The organism is Xanthomonas sp. WHRI 10204 (assembly GCF_040202875.1).
Classification (GTDB): Bacteria; Pseudomonadota; Gammaproteobacteria; order Xanthomonadales; family Xanthomonadaceae; genus Xanthomonas.
On the sequence record NZ_JBEGDW010000001.1, the window covers coordinates 877890 to 898128 of the forward strand.

The following is a 20239-nucleotide window of genomic DNA, read 5'->3' on the forward strand; positions in this document are numbered from 1 at the left end:
TTCGCTGCGTTAAACCACTCATTGGCCCAGAGCCTCCATAGGTATCCCATGAACAAGTCCACCCGCGTCTTGCTTGTCTCCCTGTTGTCCGTTGCCGTGCTGGCTGGTTGCTCGAAGAAGGTGAAGGAAATTCCGCCTCCTGCAACCGACACCACCGCCGGTTCCTCCGTTCCCACCGGCCCGGCCACCTCTGGCCTGTACGGCCCGGGCGACCTGGATACCGATGCTTGCCTGCGCCAGCGCGTTGTCTACTTCGATCTGGATCAGGACTCCCTGAAGCCGGAATTCCAGGCAATCATGGCGTGCCACGCAAAGTACCTGCGCGACCGTCCGTCCTCGCGCATCACCCTGCAGGGCAATGCTGACGAGCGCGGTTCGCGCGAGTACAACATGGGCCTGGGCGAGCGCCGCGGCAACGCAGTGTCTTCGTCGCTGCAGGCTGCCGGTGGTTCGGCCAGCCAGCTGACCGTCGTCAGCTACGGTGAAGAGCGTCCGGTCTGCACCGAAACCAGCGAAAGCTGCTGGTCGCAGAACCGTCGCGTCGAAATCGTGTACACGGCTCAGTAAGAAACGATGCGCTTTCGAGTGACATCTCTGTTCGTCGCGGCGGCCCTTGTGGTCGCCGCGCCGGCATACGCCCAGCGAGCCAGTCTCGCTGATCGTGTGGCGGTGCTTGAGCAGCAGCAGGCCAATAGTCAGGCCAACAACGATCTTCTCAACCAGTTGCAGCAGGCGCGTTCGGACCTGCAGGGCTTGCGAGCGACCGTTGAACAGCTGCAGCACGACAACGAGCAACTCAAGCAACAGTCCAAGGACCAGTATCTGGACCTGGACGGACGTCTGAACCGGTTGGAAGGTGCAGGTGGCGCAACGCCTCCGCTGCCTTCTGCCACCGGCAGCGTCCCCCCAGCCCCGGCTCCGGCCGCGCGGCCTGCAGCGGCGGCCACTTCCGAGAAGCCGCCGTCCGTCCATGGCGATGCAGGCACCCTGGCTGTCAGTAACGATGAGCGCACTGCCTACAACGTTGCGTTCGATGCATTGAAGAACGGCAAATACGACGACGCGTCGCAGCTGTTCCTGAGCTTTCTCGAGCTCTATCCCAATGGTGTCTACACCCCCAATGCGCTGTATTGGCTGGGTGAGAGTTATTACGCCACCCGCAATTTCCAGCTTGCCGAGGCGCAGTTCCGAGATCTCGTCAGCCGCTATCCCACGCATGACAAGGCCGCTGGCGGTCTGTTGAAGCTCGGCCTGTCGCAGTACGGCGAAGGCAAGAACAACGAAGCCCAGCAAACCTTGCAGCAGGTCGTCTCGCAGTATCAGGGCTCCGACGCAGCACGTGTCGCCCAGGAACGCCTGCAGTCCATCCGTCTTGGCCAGCAACTGCGCTGAGCCCGCGTGTCGTTGCCTGTTGGCGCGGCGCATACTTTGCCCATGAACGCCGCCGCCGTCCCCAGCGAGATCGTCCAGTCGCCGTTGCCGCGATTGAAGATCACCGAAATTTTCCTGTCCCTGCAAGGCGAAGCCGAAGCGGCTGGCTGGCCAACCGTGTTCGTGCGCCTGACCGGCTGCCCGTTGCGGTGCAATTACTGCGATACCGCCTACGCTTTCCACGGCGGCCAGTGGCATGACATCGACGCGATCGTGGCCGAGGTCGCCAGCCATGGTGTGCGGCATGTCTGCGTGACCGGCGGTGAGCCGCTGGCGCAAAAGCGCTGCCTGGTAATGCTGCAGAAGCTGTGCGATGCCGGTTTCGATGTGTCGCTGGAAACCTCCGGTGCACTGGATGTTTCCGAGGTCGATGCCCGCGTCTCGCGTGTGGTCGACATCAAGACGCCTGCCTCGGGCGAAGAGCCGCGCAACCGCTGGGACAATCTGGCATTGCTGACCGCACGCGACCAGATCAAGTTCGTGATCTGCAGCCGCGCCGATTACGAGTGGTCGCGCGAGATCGTTGCGACGCACGCGCTCGACCGCCGTTGCACGGTGTGGTTTTCGCCCAGCAAGAGCGAAGTCACGCCGCGCCAGCTCGCCGACTGGATCGTGGCCGATCGCCTGCCGGTCCGCTTCCAGATGCAGCTGCACAAGATTCTCTGGGACGACGAGCCGGGCCGCTAAGAGCGGCTAGTAAAACGACTGCGCGCACCGCCCGGCGGGCGTGGCCGGCGCTCGGGGCGCCATCGACCACGCTTACATGCCTGCTCTGAGTGCGTCGCCCACACCCACCTGACGACTGCTCGCTCCGGTTTGTCGGCCGTCCTGAGTACGCCGGTTGCGTTGCAGACGCGTTGGCGCGGGTATGGCCGGAAGGAGGCTGTATCCCACAGCGGCAGCAACGTCCGACGTCTGCCGTGCTCGCGCGGCACCAACCAGCTTGCGTGCCTTCAGAAGCAATCGCGAGGTGATGCTTTGAATCGTGTCGATATATGACAGTGGTCCGCACAGACGCCCTGCAATCTGCTTGGAAAACGGCATGCCGAATGGACGCACGCGCATGGTCGTCGTGACGGATGGTGCCGGTCGATCAACGCGATGGCGCTGGAAGCAGGCGAGGCGCGATTGATCATCGCCAGCGGCGCGCTGTTGATGCACCAGCGCATTCTGATCTCGGCTACCAAGCAGTCTCCAGCGCCTGCGCCATGTCGTCTCGGCGGATGTGTGTGCCAAACAGACCGCTCGCCATCGCGGCCCGGCGCCGACCCTGCTAGCCTTTGCGTCTTCTGTAGTCGATGCTGCCCTGAAATGAAAAAAGCTGTCGTTCTGTTGTCCGGAGGCATGGACTCCGCCGCTGTCATTGCGCTCGCGCAGGAGCAGGGCTTTGCCGTGTACGCGCTGAGCGTGCGCTACGGTCAACGTCACACCTCCGAACTGGATGCGGCCGTCCGCGTTGCCGCGGCGCAGGGCGTCGTTGCGCACAAGGTGGTCGACGTGGATCTGCGCAGCATCGGCGGCTCGGCGCTCACCGACGACATCGAGGTGCCGGAGGCCGGCGGCGACGGCATCCCGGTCACCTACGTGCCGGCGCGCAACACCATCATGCTGTCGCTGGCGCTCGGCTGGGCCGAAGTGGTCGGCGCCAGCGACCTGTTCTGCGGCGTCAATGCGGTGGACTACTCCGGTTATCCGGACTGCCGCCCCGAATTCGTGCGCGCCTTCGAAGTGCTGGCCAACCTGGCCACCAAGGCCGGCGTGGAAGGCGCCGGCTTGCGCGTCCACGCACCGCTGCAGTTCCTCAGCAAGGCCGACATCGTGCGCGAAGGCGTACGCCTGGGCGTGGACTTCGGCCTCACCGTGTCCTGCTACCGCGCCGACCCCGACGGACGCGCCTGCGGGCACTGCGACGCCTGCCGGCTGCGCGCCGCCGGCTTTGCCGACGCCGGCGTTCAGGACCCCACGCATTACGCGATTTCGTCTTGACGCCTGTGTAGGGTAGAATGCGCACCCCGACGCAAAGTCGGGTCAGTGGGCCGTTAGCTCAGTCGGTAGAGCAGAAGACTTTTAATCTTTTGGTCGATGGTTCGAATCCATCACGGCCCACCAGCTAAATCAGCAGCTTAGAAGGCGCCGTAGGCGCCTTTTTTGTGTCTCCGGGAAAATTGCCGGGAAAATAGTTGAGCGGAGATGCGTTCCTCGGCCGCAATTGTGTCGAAGACCACGGCCGATCAAGGCCGGCCAAGCGGCTTCACCACTGGCACATCGTGGGAATAACGTTGCGTCATTCTCCGCGTTCTGTGGCCGGCAGCTTCCTGCTTGTCGGCAAGCGTGCCCTCGGTATCCGTGATGCCGCGGTGCTTCAGTCCATAACGATTGAGTGGGCGATGAGGTGATCGCCTTCGCCGCCTATGCGCCGCCAGCGGCCGCGTAATCCTTTCCCACTGCAAGACCACGCAATGCTCAAGAACCTCCGTTGTGGCGAAGGCGCCCGCCTGCTGTGCAAGGCCGGCGCCTTCGATGAAATCCAGATCCAGTGCCCGCGTTGCGGCACGCTCAATCACCTGAAGGCCGAGAGCCTCACCTCCGATCGCCGCGAGCGAATCCAAGAAGGCTCTCACTATGAAAAACCAGCTGCTCCAGGGCGATTGTCGACTCTCCGCAAAACTTAACTGGCCGTTCATTCTCGCTTGGCTAGTTTCCATCGTTCACCCGCACGGAATGCGTCAATGAGGCCTGGCAGAGCCGCCCCGTTCCTGATCATCGCGACCCTCTGCGGTACGGCGCTCTGTGCCTGTGCGCATCCCCAGGCCCACTCTCCGCAGCCGCCTCCGAAGGAACACAGCACCATGACAACGCACGAGGCCGACACAGGTAGGAATTCCGCACTCAGTGCCGAGGAGATTGGCAAGCGCCTGTTAAAGCTGATCGAGGGCCTGAAATCCCGGGACGAGATCAGTCTGGATAGGGTTCGGGAAGTGATGGGTATCGAGCTGAAGCTTGAGCCAGGCGCGCTAGGCGCCGGATTTCCGAGTGGTGATCTAGGGGGCGGTTGGCGCTACGTATTCGATTACTTCCCCGAGTCGCCTTCCAGCTCAAAGGGGGTCAAGTTGACGTTCGTCAACACGGGTGATCGCTTCGCTGACATGAGTGCCGTCTGCAGCCTCGATTTCGCCTACTACGATCAATCGCTCAAAAGCATGGGCTTCGTCAGTTCGCCGACACACGGTCCAATTGGTCAGCTGGAAGACCTGCACTATGTGAAAGCGTCGACAAGCGAGGCTGGCGGAGACATCGTTGTTTCCATTGTTCCGCAGAACATCGTTGTCGGATCTGCCACTCGGATGTGCGTCAAATCGATCAGCACTCTGGGCTAATCAAGGAAGAAGCACATGGCAAGCCCTAGCCCCCAGCTCGAAGCGGCATTGGCTCAGTTCGCCGGGCAACAAGGAGTAACGCAAGACCAGGTCGCACAGCTACGCAACGCGATCAGCGCGGATGCCGTGCTCCTGGCGCAGTTTGACCAGCAGGCACAGGCAGGAAGCCTACGAGGCTTTGCGTTGCAGTCAGCCGGTAGTAGTGCGCCTAACCTGGTGGGGACGTACGACATCCAGAGTGGCGTGGTTACTTTGCCGACGGCGAGCTTGCCCGCCGCTGGAACGACTGCAGGCAGTGACTTGAAAGGCGCGCTGCAGGTCCAGCAGATGTCGGTCGCGTTCGCCCATAGCACCTACCAAGATGCGGCGCGGACCAGTCACCCTGTTACACAGGATATGGTCAGCAATCTGCAGTCCAGCATCAACAACTCGCCCTTCTTGGCAGACGAGATCAAGAAGGTCGCGACCACAATTGACGCGTCAGATACGCACAATCCAAAACGTGCAAACCTTGAGGGCTTCGGGTTCGTTGGTCCGGGCCAAGCTGCCGGCGGAACATACGACGGCAATCAAAAAATAATGAACTTGCCGCCTATCGGCTTGCAAACCAGAACCGCTGCCAATCCTGGCGGGAGCTTCAACGCGGATTCCACGACCTTCGTGTTGGGACACGAGATCCAGCATAGTTTCAATCACGCGGCGAAGAGCCAGGCGACCGCAACGTTCTTGTCGGATATCGAACGCCAGGCGAAAGTGCAGGGCCCGGTCCACGATTACACGAACGAGCTGCGGGCTTACATACAAGCCGGGCGGGAGGACGAGGCAAAGGCGGAAATCGCAGGGTGGAATGCGCTGTTGAGCTTGAAACGGCAAGGCAATCCGACGGCCAACGGTGTGGACTTGATGTTGACCACGACGACCAGCCGAACGGAGGATTTCATCGAGCGAGATCCCACGTCGGCGGTTCCCAAGGCGATCACGCGGCCTGGCCTCAGTTTCAATCAGGACGGTTCCCTGTCGCAGACCCCAAGCAACATCGCTGCCATGGGGCAGCACTACTTTGATCGGCCTTCACCGCTGTACGCTCAGCCTGGGCAGCGCGCTGTGGGACTTGGCGAACACGTCGACCAAGCTGGCAATCTGCAGCCCACTGCGGACTACACAAATTACTACGGAACCTGGGCTGTCGAGCAGATCGCCCGAGCCGAGGATCGGGCCAATGTGCAGTACCAAGGTGCGAGGCCACGGGTGACCATCGATATGGCGGGCCTCGGACTGAGAGAGCACCTGATCGAAAACGAAGGCCTGGACCGTGGTCCGAACAAAGCGCCGCTGCCTTACTACGACAGCAGCACCACGCCGGCAACGTTGCACCACTTCGACCACACGCAGGACGGAAGCGTGAATCCTGCGCACAACCATACCTACGTGCCAGTCGTTCCGGCTGCTGCCAGTGCGCATTCTTCCCCTTCAGCAGCTAGACCGCTGAGTCCAGACGACGCGGCTCATCCCAATCACGACATGCTAGAGCAGATCCGTAGCGGCGTGCGCAAAATCGAAGAGAGTGTGGGCAAGCCCTGGGACGAGATGAGCGAGCGGGTTAATCGAAGCCTGTTGGCCGCCTGCAAGGACAACCGCGACGCGTATCCGGACAAGCCCGACTATTCACTGGCGGGAAATGAGCTGAGCCGAGTTGACCTAGTCGTGATGGGCAGGAACGGCAATCTTTTCGCTGTGGAAGGTCGGCAGGATGATCCCGCTCACAGGCGGGCACATGTGCAGCTTGATCAGGCCATCAATATTCCGGTGGAGCAGTCGGATCAGAAGCTGCTGGCTGCCAATCGGGCGATCGCGCAGCAGAGAGAGTTGACCCAGCAGCAGGAGTTGACACGTGGGATGGGCGATCCTGCACAGACCGGACCGACTATGTAAGCCTCGTCAAGCTGCCGTATTGCCTGCTCTCTTTCGTCGTATCCCGTCTTGAAGATCGCCTTCGCTGGCTGGGAACTTGCTGCTGAAAGCAGCTCTATGAATGATTTCACGGCGCCCCAGTGAAAAGTTGCGTGATCTTTTTTTCGACTGGGGATTACGCCTGAAGCAGGCTGACTCTTCAATCAGCACTGCTCGCCGGCCGCGGCGATCAGCCCCTGCAGATCCACTTGCCGGTGACCTTGAAGGTCTTTGCGTTGATCGCACGCGTATTGACCTGGCCGAGCTGCACCGAGGTGGTCTGCGGAAACGTGTCGCGGCATTGCGCGGCGCTGTCCGCCCATTGCTGATTGAACACCTCGGTCCTGCTCGGCCCGGTGTGGGTGAACGATGTCATCTGCTCGGTGCGGGAGACGACATGCAGCGATGTTGCGGCGGCAGTCGTGGCCACGCTGGAGCAGAGGATGATTGCGAACGCCAGCATCGAGGTGTGAAGGGAGTTTTTGCGCGAGAACGAAGACATGGTCTGGCCGATTCGAGTGATGGAAGGGTGGGGGTGTTGGTCACTTTTGGCGGGAGGCTACGGTGCGCATAAGACGCCCCGGTGACCGTGGGTTTGCGAATCGAATGGGTTATTCCGGGGTTCATCGCCCGACGGCGATCGCAGCGCAAGCCGCCGCGTCCGGGCGTCCAGGTGCTGATCCGTCAGACCTTTCAACTAGCTGGATTGCAGGGCGAAGGTGTTGTGGAGGTCGCGCCAACCCTCAGTGCGTGCAACCTCTGGCACAGCGATGCCGGCGCAAGCATTGGTCGGGGCCGCTTCGCGGCAGTTGTCGTATCTGTCTGATTCGCCGGGCATAAGGCGCGCGGCAGGTATGCATTTTGGGGTGGGCAAGATCCCGGTGCCGGCATGATCGAGCGTTCACGGCAATCGTTCTATTGTGCGATCCAACTTCAGGACCATGACGGGAATGGCCGAGTATCAGGAAGACGCCGCAAAGTCGCGTATTTACGAGGCTTTGCTACAGGCCACGCCGGACCTTCTATACGTGTTCGACACCCAGCATCGCTTCGTCTACGCCAACCATGCGCTATTGACGATGTGGGGCATGCGCTGGGAAGACGCGTGCGGCAAGACGTGCCTGGAACTGGGCTATGAGCCGTGGCATGCCGCGATGCATGACGAGGAGATCGAGCGCGTCATTGCCACGCGTCAGCCGATTCGGGGCGAGGTGCCGTTTCCGCACACGGTCAAGGGATTGCGGGTCTACGATTACATCTTTACGCCGGTGTTCGGGCCGGATGGCAACGTCGAGGCAATCGCCGGCGCCACGCGCGACATCACCGAGCACAAACAGCACGAGCAGCATCTGCAGTTGTTGATCAACGAGCTCAACCATCGGGTCAAGAATTCGTTGGTGATGGTGCAGTCGTTGGCGCGTCAGTCGTTCAACAATGCCGATAGCCTTGCCGATGCGCAGGAAAAAATCGATGCGCGTCTGCTCGCGCTGTCGCGTGCGCACGACACGCTGACCCGGGAGAACTGGGTCAGTGCAGATATTTTGGAGCTGACCCGCGATGCGGCGGCGCTGCACGCACCGCGCGACAGTCAGCGCTTTACGCTGCTGGGCGATTCCTGCCGTCTCGATCCGCGGCGCGCGTTGGCGCTCTCGATGGCGCTGCATGAGCTGTGCACCAATGCCCTCAAATATGGCGCGCTGTCGTCGGCCGAGGGGGTTGTGCAGATTGCGTGGAAACGCCACACCCAAGGCGGCCAAGAGATGCTTGAGCTGATCTGGCAGGAGTCCGGTGGCCCTGCTGTGCAACCGCCCACGCGTAAGGGCTTTGGGTCGCGCATGTTGGAACGCGGTTTGAAGCACGACCTCAAGGGTGATGTAGAGCTTTCGTTCGAGCCGACGGGCGTGCGTTTTTGCGTTTCCATTCCGCTGCCGATCGAGCTCGCCGAGGTGCGTCCGTGACCATGCGTGTGTTGTTGGTCGAGGACGAATCGCTGGTCGCCATGCTGCTGGAAGATTGTCTGTCCGAGCTTGGGTACGAAATCGCTGCGACGGTAGGCGATGTCGATACCGCGCTTGCGTTGGTACAGCAGGGCAACCTGGATCTGGCCGTGCTCGACGTCAACCTGGGTGGAACGTTGTCCTTTCCGATCGCAGAAGAACTCGATGCGCGCGGAGTGCCTTACATCTTCGTGACCGGATATGCGAAAAGCGGAATTCCGGAGAAGTTCCGCCATCGGCATGGGTTGCAAAAACCCTTTCAGTTTCGCGATCTGAAGGATGCGCTGGCGCAGCTGCGGCCTGAATAAAGAATCATGATCGACCATCCCGCAGCTGCCTGCGGGATGGTGGCAAGGCGCAGACGCGCGTGTTCGCAACGGTCAGCGGCTACGGTCCAGCAACTGCTGACGCACGGCCACGATGCAGCTTTCCTCGACTGCCAGATGCACGAAGGCGCTGTTGTCTTCCCGCTTGCCCGTGCCCAGATCGAGCGTTGTCACCTGGTTGCTGCCATTGCGCTTGAACGTGTCGATCGCCCTGGTGGCGTTCTTGAACGGCACGCTCGCATCGTTGGATGAGCCGCACAGCAGGGTGCGGGTGCGCGGGCGCCAGTCGAGCAGGTCGTTGCGTTGCAAGTCTTGCCGCAACGGGTTGAACGGATTGTTTGCGACGTCCTGAAGAAAGGCCGCGGTGAAGTAGTCCTTGATCTTGCCGACCGGCGGCAACGTGGTGACCAGATCGCCCACGCTATGCGTACCGGGGAAAAACGCTTCCACCTGTGCGGCCCAGGGGTCTTGATACGTTTGCGCCGGCGCCAGATAGACGTTGTGATAAGTGCGCTGCATGGAGGTGATTGCGTAGCTCAAAAAGACCAAGGCAAAGGTGCTTTCGGCCACGGTGTTACGTCCGGTCAGATCGTCCAATGCCGATTCGCTTAGCGCATAAGGTCCGGAGATCCCCGAGCTGGCCGCCAGGTTGAATTCCTGCGATAGGTGCGCTTCGATCTCGCGTTGTGTTGCCAGTGCGGCGTGGGCGCCGGCCGAGTTGCCGGAGAGCATCACCTTGCCCGACAGCGGCGTGTTCAAACGGCGCAGGACGCTGCGCGCGGCGCGCATCGCATCGATCATGGCGCTGGCTTGCGAGGCGCTGTGCATGTAGGGGTGATAGGGGTAATTCGATTTGCCAAGGCCGAGATAATCGGTGGCGACGACGACGTAGCCCTGGCTGGCAAGTCGGGTGACCAACGGGTCGTTACCGCGCGCGTCGCGGATGTCCTTTGCCTGTTCCGTGCTGCGCAACGTCTGGGTGCCTTCGCCCCATGCCAGCAGGGGATATGGGCCTTGGCACTGTGGCCCGCCCGGCACCAGCAGCGCGGCCGACGCGGTGGCTGGTTCGCCTTCGACGCCGATGGTGGCATAGGTGAATTCCGCTACGCGAACGTTGCAGCTGGGCTGCTCATGCGATGGGTCGTCGCGCAGCATGTTCGCAATGGCATCGCGGGTGTAGCTGGTCAGAACGTTGCTCGACAAGACCGTGCCACGGGCCGGATGGGTGCCGAAGGGGGACGCCTGCGAAGCGCCGGCGGTGGCCAGCAGGGCGATGCCCAATGCCGTGCCGATGTTGACTCGCAATTCCATGTAAAGACCTCGCTACATGACGCCCTGGGCAAGCGGCAGGGGGATGACGGTCGAAGCCGTCGGAATGAGCATGGGTGGGAACGTCGCGCGCGCAGCACTGCCAGCCGGTCGTCGTGCGGGGTGTGCAGCCATCGGCGGAGAGCGTCGGAGCCTGCAATCCAGCGGCTTCTGCTGCACGGCATTCGTCCCAGTCATGCGTGTTAAGTAATACCTATCTGTAATGCAATGACTGTTCACAGTGATAGGAAATAAATAACCACTTCTCGAAGGTCAACTGATGAGGTAATGATGATGGTTCACATCTGTACCGCAGGCGCACCAGAGTGCGAATTTGTGAAGTCATAAGCGAAGCGCGATACGACGTGCAGGTGATGCACGCTGGAGTGAGGGCGATGCCATGTGTCGCCAGCGGGAGTAGGCGTTGCGTCGACGGTTGCGGCATTGCGAAGTTGTTAGGCAGTGCCTATCGCGCGCGTGCTTGGTCGAGCAGATGCGCCATAGCGAAGGTTCGCTCGCGCTCACGCACCCGTGTCACGCGCAAGCGCTTGCCGATGGCGTGATGCGTGAATAGTCAAAGCAAAAGAGCGCCAGGCGGCGCTCTTTTGCTGACATGTTGCACGCGGCGGTGCTGGAGATATCGCGGCGAACTTGCCGGCGTGGATCGATCAGGCGTTGGCGACTTTGTGGAGCAGCCGTGCGACCGGAGCGGCCGTACGCATGTTGGTGTCTTGCGCCTGCCGTGCATCGATTCTGAAGATGGCCACCGCATCGGTGAGCTGCGCTGCCTGCTCTTCCATCGAGCGTGCGGCGGCGGTGGCTTCTTCCACCAGCGCTGCATTTTGTTGCGTGGTTTCGTCCATGTTAGTGATGGTCTGATTGACCTGTTCGATGCCGGCCGATTGTTCCTGCGAGGCGGCGGAGATCTCGCCCATGATGTCGGTGACGCGTTGCACGCTCGCGACCACTTCGCTCATGGTCTTGCCGGCGCTGTGGACCAGTGCCGAACCATCGGCCACACGCTGCACCGAGTCGTCGATGAGATCCTTGATCTGCTTGGCCGCACCGGAGGAGCGTTGTGCAAGCGTCCGCACTTCGGAGGCGACCACGGCAAAGCCACGGCCCTGTTCGCCGGCACGTGCGGCTTCCACCGCTGCGTTCAGCGCGAGGATGTTGGTCTGGAACGCGATGCCATCGATGACGCTGATGATGTCGGCGATCTTCTTGGACGACGCTTCGATACCGCTCATGGTGTCGACGACCTTGCCCACAACCTCGCCACCTTGCGAGGCAACGCGTGCGGCACCGATCGCCAGCTGATTGGCCTGGCGTGCGCCCTCGGCATTCTGTTTGACGGTGGATGTCAGTTCTTCCATCGACGCTGCGGTCTCTTCGAGATTGGCCGCCTGTTGCTCGGTGCGTTGCGACAGATCCTGGTTGCCGGCCGCGATCTCGCTGGCAGCCGCGTTGATCGATACCGCCGACTGCTGAATGTTGCCGACGATCTGCGCCAGCTGGCTGGCGGTGGCATTGGCGTCGTCGCGCATTTGCGCAAACACGCCACGGAAGTCGCCGCTCATGCGTGCGGTGAGGTCGCCGGCGGCGATCGATTGCAGCAACGACGACAACGACTGCAGGTTGCCGTCGGCGGTGGACATCAAATGATTGAGGCTTTCGACCATGATGCGGAAGTCGAATTGAAAACGCTCGACATCGCCGCGCGCGCTGAAGTCGCCGTTGGCGGCCGACTGCGCCAGATGCTTGATCTCGTGATTCATCGCCGAGAGGTTGAGCTTGACCTGCGACATGGTGTCGCTGAACACCGCTTTTTCACCGGGCAACGGCTGCATGTCTTCGGATAGTTCGCCAACCGCATAGCGGCCCATGATGCGTGCCAGATCGGTCTGCACGGCAACGTGCGAGGCCACCAGCAGATTGGTGTCATTGGCCATGCGGCCGTAGTCGCCGGGGAATGCCGAAGCATCGATGCGGAAGCTGATCGTGCCGGCGTCGTGATGCCTGGCCATATCGGTCTGTGCAGCGATCAGGTTGCGCACCTGCAGTTGCATCTTGTCCATGGCCTGCAGCAAACGGCCGGTTTCGTCGGTGGCGGTGGTGTGGACGTCGTTGTGCAGGTTGCCGGCGGCGATGGCTTCGGCGGTGCGTGTGGCCTGGCTCAATGGTGTGGTCAGGCTGCGCGTGATCAACCACGCCAGCAAGGTGCTGATCACCAATGCCGCGATGCCGCCACTTGCCAGGATGACCTTGCCGCGATGCATGGATTGCACGGCCGCGGCATATGCTTCCTTGCTGAGGCGCCGCTCCAACGCGGCGTTGTCGCGAATGGCGGCCTGCTGCTCATTCATCGCAGTGGCGGCCGCACCTTGCAACAAGCCCAGGGCTTCCTGGTTCTGGTCATGGATGCCGTAGTCGAGAATCTGGTTGTTGAACTTGACCGAGATGTCGCGTTTTTCCTGCACCAGCTTGAGCGCAGCCTTTTCTACGTCGCTGCTGGGCATGGCCGCCAGTGCAGCGTGAGATTCCTTGTAACGCGCGCGATTGTTTTGGACCATCTCCATTGCGCGGCGGTTTGCTGCATCGCCCGACACCATCACGATGTCGCGCAGGCCGATCGCCACGTTGGTATTGGCATCGAGCATGTCGCTCGAGAGGCGAATCCGCTCCATGTTGTTGTTGACGATGGTATCCAGCTCGTAGCGGGCGTTGGACATGGTGATCAGGCCGGTCGCCACAAGCAGACCCGACAAGAGAATCAAAATGCCGAAAGCCATGCCCAAGCGACGGCCGACATTGAAGCGTTGCAAATAATCGTTCATAACCGCATCCAGTTAGCGCAGCTGAAGGGGCCAGTGGATGCGGGGTGCATCCACTCAAGCCTCTTGCCCAGCTAGCGGCTGGAGACGGGTGTGCTAAAGCCTTCCGTTCTGTAATAGTTACAGCGGATTCATTGCGCGGAAGAGATTCCCCGACAGCTGTCCATCGGCGCCTGACATCTTGATGGCGTCAGAGGCATGGAGCGCAGCTAACGCCGCTTTTGCGTGCACGTTAAATAGATGTTGCCGATGCTGAAAATAAGCGCGCAATACGCATGTCGTCGCAGCGTATGTGCAGGAATCCGCATCGATCACTGATCGCGCGCGCCATTTGTTAGTCGCGCTTGTAACGTCTGACTAGATCGATGCGTGTCACTTGCAGAACGCTCGTTATGCCGCGCGTGACGCGCGGGGGAAATGCCTCGGATTGCGTCTTGCCTACCACCTGCAACGGACCTTGCACAGATTCGCTGGAGCGTCAGCTAGAGATGCGGTCAACCTGCGTCGATCGATGTTGCGCCAGTGCCCCGCAGTGCAGGGCACTGCGTGCGCGTGAAGCAGTGTCGGCAGCGTGCACTGCATCTGGTGACGAGGCGAACCTCAGCAGCCAAGCACGCGCGCCGCGCTACCAACCTGCATCAGCCTTCCAGCGCAGCCAGCACGTCGGCGTGCAGCTGTCGTGCATCGGACTCGCTATTGAACCGCGCGAAGACCTCTTCGCCAGAGATCATGCCGACCCGGACCGAGTGGCAATACGAGCCGAAGCTTTCGCCGGCGTTGAACGGATCGCTGATGACGGAGATATGGGTGACGCGGACCCGGGTGGTGCCGAACTTGATGAACATCTGCGAGCTCCTGTGTGAGCGCTGAGTTTCCCACTTTGTGTTGCTGGGCAGAAGCATGCATGGATGAAGGCGCGTCGGTGGGGTGACCCCAGGCAGTGCCGCAGCGTCCTTGCGGTTTTTGTGGCGTGGCCGGCCTGTGGAGCGGGTGACTGGAATGGCGCTCGCCTCACGCATTCGGCGACCCAGCACGTACACTGCCGTGCTCTGATGCTGAGCTTGCCCGATGTCCGATCCCATTCGTCTCGATAAATGCGTTGCCGCGCAGTTCGGCTGCTCGCGTGGCGAGGCGCAGCAGTACATCGAGGGTGGCTGGGTCAGCGTGGACGGGGTCGTTGTCGAAGAACCGCAGGCCCTGGCAACCGCCGTGCAGGTGACGCTTGCACCGGATGCAGTGCTTGAACCTGCCGAACCTGCCACCTTGCTCTTGCACAAGCCGGCAGGCATGACCGCCGACGCTGCGCTGGCGCTGGCCAACCCGGCAAGCCGGAGCGAGCTGGACAACGCCGAGTTGCGCGTGCTCAAGCGGCATTTTTTGCGCCTCAGCGCGCCGCTGCCGCTGGAAGACGACGCCAGCGGCTTGCTGGTGTTGAGCCAGGACGGGCGCGTATTGCGCAGGCTGACGGCCGACGCCAGCTCGATCGAACAGGAATTTTTAGTGGAAGTGCGCGGCGAGCTGCGCCCGTATGGCATGGCGCGTCTGGCGCACGGTCTGGTATATCAGCAGCGCAGCCTGCCGTCGTGCAAGGTAAGCTGGCAGAACGAAGAGCGGCTGCGCTTTGCGATCAAGCATGTGCAGCCAGGCCAACTGCGCTACATGTGCGGCGAGGTGGGGCTGGACGTGGTGAGCATCCGCCGGCTGCGCGTGGGCCGCGTGTCGCTGGGCAAGCTGGCCATCGGCCAGTGGCGTTATCTGCCGTCGGGCGAACGTTTCTAAGAGACGTATTGGTCAGTGCGCATAAGGTGTCTGCACGCAGCGCACTTGACCACGGTGGCCGCATCGACACAGCGATGCGTTTCGGCAAACGCGGATTGCTGTAAGGCAACCAAGCGTCTTTGCTGCGGCCTCCGCGATGTCGACATCTGAAATCATGAGGCGTGTACCAAGCACGCGCCGACTCACGTCGGCCGACGCCCGATCGGCCGCATCGCACGGAGCGATGCGCACCGCGCAATGACGTCGCAGACGGACGCCCGATTCGCTTACTTCTTGTTGCGCCTTTTCTTGGCGCGGGTCACCAGCCAGAACACGACGGCGATGATCCCAATGACCAAGATGGCGAATGCCGGTGTCAGAAACGCGTTGTCGCCCATGAAAATCTCCTGAAAGTCATTGCAGCGAAGCGCTGCACTGGCGTTAGCCTAGCGAGCGGTCTGCGTGATCGCGTGAAATGCGCATGCTTGCTTGCTTGCAAGCACGCATCAATGCAAGCACGCATGCATCGACGCATGCGTATCTATCTCGAAGGCCGGGAGCACTGTCGTGCGGCTCGGAATGCATTGCTGCAGCGGAGGCGCTTGCTCTGCGGCGTTTGGTGCAACTAGCACGGAGGCCACGCGCGCAGTCAGAGCCATCGCAGGTCAACCAACTTCAGACAGACGTGTCAGCAACTGCGCTATTGCGACCAGCAGCCAGCGACATTTGAACCGTGCGACGCAGGCGCGAGCAGGGTGCGTACTGCGCCAATGAGATCGGCCAGCAGACGAGATCGATTGGATCAGTCAGCAGACCAGCGATGGTTGCCACGTGTGTCGACTGCAGCAATGATGCGTTCGCATCGCTGGACGCGCTTCGCGACATCCAGTGGAGTGTACGTCTCCATTAGCAGACGCAACTGTTGGCACACGGAAACGACGCGCGCAGGCAAACAGATGAAAAGCCGACGGAGCGCGCTCATTGCGTCGCAACGGTCTGACGAACGCGTTGGCCGATGCAAGACAGCACTGCGCCACGGCAGGTCTGCATCAATCATGTCCGGCAGGGGCGTGCTCAGCACCTCGCGAGTTGAGCGGCCCAACAGGCCTCGCGTCCGGTGGTTGCAGTTTAAATGAGACGCGCATCACGTAAATCGGGGGCGCGCCCACAGGCTGTCGGGGTGTTCCCGACAACCATGCTGGTGCGACTGCGCTCGCAGCGGAGCGCAGTCGCCGGAGGTCACTGAAAGGCGGGCGTGCAGCGGAAGCCGGCGCAATCGATCTGCACCGTGCTGCCACTCTGGCAGGTCGCAGTGAAGCGGGTGGGGCCAGCCGCCTGCACCGGGCCGCAGTTCAAACCGCTGCTGATGCTTTGGGCGCGTGCCATGGACGATTCGCTCGACATCGCCGGGCCTGCAGGCGTCGTCGAAGCCGCAGCGACGCCGGGCGATGCCGCAACGCGGGCAGGCGCGACGGTGGGGGCATCGCTTGCCAGCGGCGTTGTCACCGCTTCGTTGTGCGTGCGGCCGCTTGCCGCCACCACACCGCCTTGCGCGGTCTCGCCTTGCAGTGGCTGCCCACGTTCCTCGCGACGGCGGTCGAAGCTCAGCGTCTGCCCGAACACCAGCTGGATCCAGCTCGGGTAGGTGTAGCCGGTGCCCTTGTTGTGGTCGACGATGGCGCCGATTGCGCCGCCGATCAGGATGTTGCCCCAGATGCCCATGTTGGCACGCGAGATGGAGCGGCCCGCCGCATCGCGCTGACCGGGCAGCACGCAGGTGACCTCCAGATCGTGCGCGGACCGGCGCACCTGTGCGGTCTGGCCGGACTTCAGGGTGACGCGCCCCTTGTCGTTGCCGATGGCGCAGTCGGCGCCGGTGACGGTTTGGCCGTCGGCGGTCTTGGTATCGACGCGTATCGGCTGGGTCGCGTCGTTCATCACCGTTGCGCAACCACTCAACGCAGCCATGGCAATGGCTGCGGTTACTAGCTGTTTCATGTTGTCCCCTGGCGTAAAGCACAGCGGCACCAGGCGGGCATTGCACCGCGGCCTTGGCACAGCTATGTCGTGATCAATCCCCGTTGCCGCCGCATCGCGCGACGGCTGGCATTTCATACCGGGATTGTGGGCCGCCGTCCAGCTGCGGCCGTCTGCGTTACACGCTTGGGGTGGCGAGTACGCGGCGTTTCGCCATCACGCTGCGGATCGCGGTGAGCAGTTGTTCGGGGGTGTAGGGCTTTTCCAGGAAGGCCACGCCGTCAGGCAGGATCTCTTCCACGTACTCCACCGCCAGACCGGAGGTCAGCAGCACGGGCAGGTTGTATGGCGCATACGCGGTCTTCAACGCAAGATCCACGCCGGTCAGGCCGCCGGGGAAATGGATATCGGAAAACAACACATCGACGCGCGGGTCGCTGTCGATCAGGGTCAGGGCTTCTTCGACCGATCCGGCGCTGCGGCAGGTAAAGCCGTAACTTTCCAGGACAAGGCAGCTGAGTTGTCGGGTGCCGTCGCCGTCTTCAACGACGAATACAACTGGCCGTTCCTTGTTCTGTGACATGAGCACGTCTCGTAAGGCAAGCCACATTTTCAGCGATGCGGCAGTGAACCCCCCGTCAACGCAGACGGAGCCGTATGGTTACCAGCCGAACGGGCCCGGGCCATAACCGCCGGGTGCGTAGCGTGGGCCGAACACCGGGCCTTCGCCGCGGCCGACGCTGATGCTGACGCCGATCTGATGCGCCTTGCCGTCGTCGTCGTAATAGGTCTTGCAGGAATTCAAATTGACCGCCTGCCAGTTGCTGTTGCCGCCGCGGTTGGAATAGCCCATACCGGTCTCGACCGCACCATGCAGCTTGCCCTGGCATTGCTCGGCGCGTTCGGCCGCGATCGATGCGGCGCTGGGGCGTGCCAGCGCCGGGCGGGGGCCGCTCTTGTCGCCGTAAAACGTGCCGGGCGGGTCGGTGCTGTACTCCGGGTCGGAGCGGTATTGGAGAGGTGCCTGGGGGACGCTCAGGTCCAGCGAGCGGGCGGTGGCCGGTTCGGCGCTGACATCGCCGGTCTGGGCGAGCGCGCCACCGGCGGCAAATAGAGTGGCCAGGAGAAGCAGGCTGCGTTTCATCGGTTCGACTCTATAGGAATGACTGGCAGCGCGTGCCAGCTCGCCTTGTGAAACTAGCAACGGCTGATTGAATGCGCGCTGTCGATTCGGCCGATTGTTGTGTCGCGACAGGCATGGCGCTGACACACGCTGTTGCATCAGCCTTGCTCGCGCACGATCTCGATCAGCTGCGCACCATAGCGGGCCAGTTTGCCGCCACCGATGCCGCCAACCCGGGATAACGCATCGATGCTGGTGGGCCGTTGCTCGGCGATATTGCGCAGCGTGCTGTCGTGGAAGATCACGAAGGCCGGCACGTTCTGTTCCTTGGCCAGTTCCGCGCGCAAACCGCGCAGCGCGTTGAACAACACCAGATCCTGCGGCTGCACCGGCAGGCCGGTGCGCTGCGCGCCGCGATCCCGTCCGGCGGCCGGGTTCTCGCGGCGCATCATCACCTGACGCTCGCCCTTGAGCACCTGGCGGCTGGCGTCGGTCAGGCGCAGGCCGCCGTGGCCCTCGCTGTCGACTTCCAGCAGGCTGGCCGCCACCAGCTGGCGGAACACGCCGCGCCAGGTGCGCTCGTCCAGGTCGCGGCCGATGCCGTAGGTGCTCAGTTGATCGTGACCAAGCTGTTTGATGCGCTCGTTCTCGCTGCCGCGCAGGATGTCGAGCAGGTGACCGACACCGAAGCGCTGCCCGCTGCGGTACACGCAGCTCAGCGCTTTCTGCGAGGCCACCGTGGCATCCCACGCCGCTGCCGGGGTCAGGCAGTTGTCGCAGTTGCCACAGGGTTTGGGATAGGTCTCGCCGAAGCCTGCCAGCAGTACCTGACGGCGGCACTGCATGGATTCGCAGTAGCCGAGCAGGTGATCGAGCTTGGCGCGTTCCAGGCGCTTGCGCTCTTCGGCCGCCTCGCCCTGTTCGATCATCTGCTTGAGCAGCACCACATCGCCCAGGCCGTAGCAGAGCCAGGCTTCGGCCGGGTCGCCATCGCGGCCGGCGCGGCCGGTTTCCTGGTAGTAGCCCTCCAGCGATTTGGGCAGGTCCACATGCGCCACGAAGCGCACGTCCGGCTTGTCGATCCCCATGCCAAAGGCAATCGTGGCGGTCATGATGATGCCGTCCTCACGCAGGAAGCGGCGCTGATTCTGCGCACGCACTTCGGCGGGCAGGCCAGCGTGATAGGGCAGGGCGTTGAAGCCTTGCGCGCACAGCTGCTGGGCGGTTTCTTCGACCTTGCGCCGCGACATTGCATAGACGATGCCGGCCGAGCCGCGATGGCGGGTGAGGAACTCCTGCAGCTGTTTGCGCGCGTTGTCCTTCTGCACCACGGTGTAGCGGATGTTGGGGCGGTCAAAGGAGCTGACGAAGTGGCGTGCGTCCACCAGATCCAGACGCTCGGCGATCTCGCGCTGGGTGGGCGGGTCGGCGGTGGCGGTCAAGGCCATGCGCGGGATGTGCGGCCAGCGCTCGTGCAGCACGGTGAGCTGGCGATATTCGGGGCGGAAGTCGTGGCCCCATTGCGACACGCAATGCGCTTCGTCGATGGCGAACAGCGCGATGCGGCTGCGTTCCAGCAACGACAGGAAGCGCTGGGTCAACAGGCGCTCCGGTGCGACGTAGAGCAGATCCAGATCGCCTGACAGCAGGGCGCGTTCGACCCGTTGCGCGTTTTCCGCATCCAGCGTGGAGTTGAGGAATTCGGCGCGCACGCCCAGCTGGCGCAGGGCTTCGACCTGGTCCTGCATCAGCGCGATCAATGGCGACACCACGATGCCGATGCCGTCGCGCAACAGCGCTGGCACCTGATAGCACAGCGACTTGCCGCCGCCGGTGGGCATCAGTACCAGGGCGTCGTTGCCGGCAGCGACGTGTTCGACAATGGCTTGTTGCGGGCCGCGGAAGTCGTCGTAACCGAAGACGCGGCTGAGCAGTTCGTGGGCGGGGGAAGACATCCGCTTAGGATACCGTGCGGGTCAAGCCCTGGTCGGTGTCATGCCGGCAGTGTTGCGTACTGGCTGGTCGGGGAACGCCGCGAGGTGAGGGCGGTTGATCAGCGGTGTGTGAGGTCTTGTGAGGTTGAGCTGGATGAAGCTTCGCACCGTACCCTCACCCCAACCCCTCTCCCGGAGGGAGAGGGGCTCAACAACTGACAGCA

Annotated in this window: 18 protein-coding genes, 1 tRNA gene, 1 other RNA gene and 1 pseudogene; 12 read left to right on the forward strand and 9 right to left on the reverse strand. The window is 62.4% G+C overall.

The features are described 5' to 3' along the window. The first annotated feature begins 48 nt into the window (after positions 1–48). The 6 genes from pal (at position 49) to ABQZ00_RS03855 (ending at position 3540) form a co-directional block, all read left to right on the forward strand. Positions 49–567, forward strand: coding sequence for a peptidoglycan-associated lipoprotein Pal (gene pal, locus ABQZ00_RS03830; protein ID WP_115528670.1), 519 nt, complete (start codon positions 49–51; stop codon positions 565–567). Between the two features lie 6 nt (positions 568–573). Next, on the forward strand, positions 574–1392 hold the full coding sequence (ybgF, locus tag ABQZ00_RS03835; protein WP_055849101.1) for a tol-pal system protein YbgF: 819 nt from the start codon (positions 574–576) through the stop codon (positions 1390–1392). Between the two features lie 42 nt (positions 1393–1434). Then, the gene (queE, locus tag ABQZ00_RS03840; protein WP_323537546.1) at positions 1435–2118 is read left to right on the forward strand and encodes a 7-carboxy-7-deazaguanine synthase QueE; all 684 of its coding nucleotides are present in this window, start codon (positions 1435–1437) and stop codon (positions 2116–2118) included. A gap of 61 nt (positions 2119–2179) precedes the next feature. Further along, positions 2180–2256, forward strand: a non-coding RNA gene (locus tag ABQZ00_RS03845) — sX9 sRNA. Positions 2257–2742: 486 nt separating this feature from the next. Further along, positions 2743–3417 (forward strand): 7-cyano-7-deazaguanine synthase QueC, encoded by a 675-nt coding sequence (gene queC / locus ABQZ00_RS03850; RefSeq protein WP_323537545.1) that lies wholly within the window; start codon positions 2743–2745, stop codon positions 3415–3417. A 47-nt stretch (positions 3418–3464) separates the two neighbouring features. Continuing rightward, a tRNA-Lys gene (locus ABQZ00_RS03855) sits at positions 3465–3540 on the forward strand. 122 nt (positions 3541–3662) lie between these two features. On the opposite strand, the pseudogene ABQZ00_RS03860 reads toward ABQZ00_RS03855, so the two are convergent. Continuing rightward, a pseudogene (locus tag ABQZ00_RS03860) lies at positions 3663–3803 on the reverse strand (integrase); the annotation flags it as partial. Between the two features lie 87 nt (positions 3804–3890). Between ABQZ00_RS03860 and ABQZ00_RS03865 the strand changes: the two are divergent. Genes ABQZ00_RS03865 through ABQZ00_RS03875 form a run of 3 tightly spaced genes read left to right on the forward strand, consistent with a single transcriptional unit; the run spans position 3891 to position 6740 of the window. Further along, positions 3891–4103: a Com family DNA-binding transcriptional regulator gene (locus ABQZ00_RS03865; RefSeq protein WP_349775715.1), complete on the forward strand. Its 213-nt coding sequence runs from the start codon at positions 3891–3893 to the stop codon at positions 4101–4103. 57 nt (positions 4104–4160) lie between these two features. Further along, positions 4161–4808 (forward strand): hypothetical protein, encoded by a 648-nt coding sequence (locus ABQZ00_RS03870; protein ID WP_323537543.1) that lies wholly within the window; start codon positions 4161–4163, stop codon positions 4806–4808. Between the two features lie 15 nt (positions 4809–4823). Continuing rightward, complete coding sequence (locus tag ABQZ00_RS03875) at positions 4824–6740, forward strand: XVIPCD domain-containing protein (protein WP_323537542.1); 1917 nt, start codon at positions 4824–4826, stop codon at positions 6738–6740. A gap of 208 nt (positions 6741–6948) precedes the next feature. Here the strand turns inward: ABQZ00_RS03875 and ABQZ00_RS03880 are convergent, their stop codons facing one another. Next, on the reverse strand, positions 6949–7260 hold the full coding sequence (locus tag ABQZ00_RS03880; RefSeq protein WP_323518460.1) for a hypothetical protein: 312 nt from the start codon (positions 7258–7260) through the stop codon (positions 6949–6951). A gap of 448 nt (positions 7261–7708) precedes the next feature. On the opposite strand from ABQZ00_RS03880, the gene ABQZ00_RS03885 reads away from it, so the two are divergent. Both ABQZ00_RS03885 and ABQZ00_RS03890 read left to right on the forward strand, forming a co-directional pair. Further along, on the forward strand, positions 7709–8716 hold the full coding sequence (locus tag ABQZ00_RS03885; protein ID WP_323537541.1) for a sensor histidine kinase: 1008 nt from the start codon (positions 7709–7711) through the stop codon (positions 8714–8716). Continuing rightward, positions 8713–9063 (forward strand): response regulator, encoded by a 351-nt coding sequence (locus ABQZ00_RS03890; RefSeq protein WP_323537540.1) that lies wholly within the window; start codon positions 8713–8715, stop codon positions 9061–9063. Before ABQZ00_RS03885 ends, ABQZ00_RS03890 begins: the two co-directional genes overlap by 4 nt. A 72-nt stretch (positions 9064–9135) precedes the next feature. Here ABQZ00_RS03890 and ABQZ00_RS03895 read toward each other — a convergent pair whose 3' ends face one another. The 3 genes from ABQZ00_RS03895 to ABQZ00_RS03905 form a co-directional block, all read right to left on the reverse strand. Next, positions 9136–10392: a lipase family protein gene (locus ABQZ00_RS03895; protein WP_323537539.1), complete on the reverse strand. Its 1257-nt coding sequence runs from the start codon at positions 10390–10392 to the stop codon at positions 9136–9138. 665 nt (positions 10393–11057) lie between these two features. Continuing rightward, positions 11058–13226, reverse strand: coding sequence for a methyl-accepting chemotaxis protein (locus ABQZ00_RS03900; RefSeq protein ID WP_323537538.1), 2169 nt, complete (start codon positions 13224–13226; stop codon positions 11058–11060). A gap of 635 nt (positions 13227–13861) precedes the next feature. After that, positions 13862–14068: a hypothetical protein gene (locus ABQZ00_RS03905; RefSeq protein WP_115513613.1), complete on the reverse strand. Its 207-nt coding sequence runs from the start codon at positions 14066–14068 to the stop codon at positions 13862–13864. Between the two features lie 223 nt (positions 14069–14291). On the opposite strand from ABQZ00_RS03905, the gene ABQZ00_RS03910 reads away from it, so the two are divergent. After that, positions 14292–15002 carry an rRNA pseudouridine synthase gene (locus tag ABQZ00_RS03910; RefSeq protein ID WP_323537537.1) on the forward strand — a complete coding sequence of 237 codons (711 nt, stop codon included), beginning with the start codon at positions 14292–14294 and terminating at the stop codon, positions 15000–15002. Positions 15003–16220: 1218 nt separating this feature from the next. Here the strand turns inward: ABQZ00_RS03910 and ABQZ00_RS03915 are convergent. The 4 genes from ABQZ00_RS03915 to recQ all read right to left on the reverse strand — a co-directional run bounded on the left by ABQZ00_RS03915 (position 16221) and on the right by recQ (position 20036). Beyond that, positions 16221–16979, reverse strand: coding sequence for a hypothetical protein (locus tag ABQZ00_RS03915; RefSeq protein WP_238691821.1), 759 nt, complete (start codon positions 16977–16979; stop codon positions 16221–16223). 157 nt (positions 16980–17136) lie between these two features. After that, the gene (locus ABQZ00_RS03920) at positions 17137–17541 is read right to left on the reverse strand and encodes a response regulator (protein WP_323537536.1); all 405 of its coding nucleotides are present in this window, start codon (positions 17539–17541) and stop codon (positions 17137–17139) included. 78 nt (positions 17542–17619) lie between these two features. Next, the gene (locus tag ABQZ00_RS03925; RefSeq protein ID WP_055849139.1) at positions 17620–18102 is read right to left on the reverse strand and encodes a hypothetical protein; all 483 of its coding nucleotides are present in this window, start codon (positions 18100–18102) and stop codon (positions 17620–17622) included. 137 nt (positions 18103–18239) lie between these two features. Beyond that, positions 18240–20036 (reverse strand): DNA helicase RecQ, encoded by a 1797-nt coding sequence (recQ, locus tag ABQZ00_RS03930; protein ID WP_055849142.1) that lies wholly within the window; start codon positions 20034–20036, stop codon positions 18240–18242. Between the last annotated feature and the right edge of the window lie 203 nt (positions 20037–20239).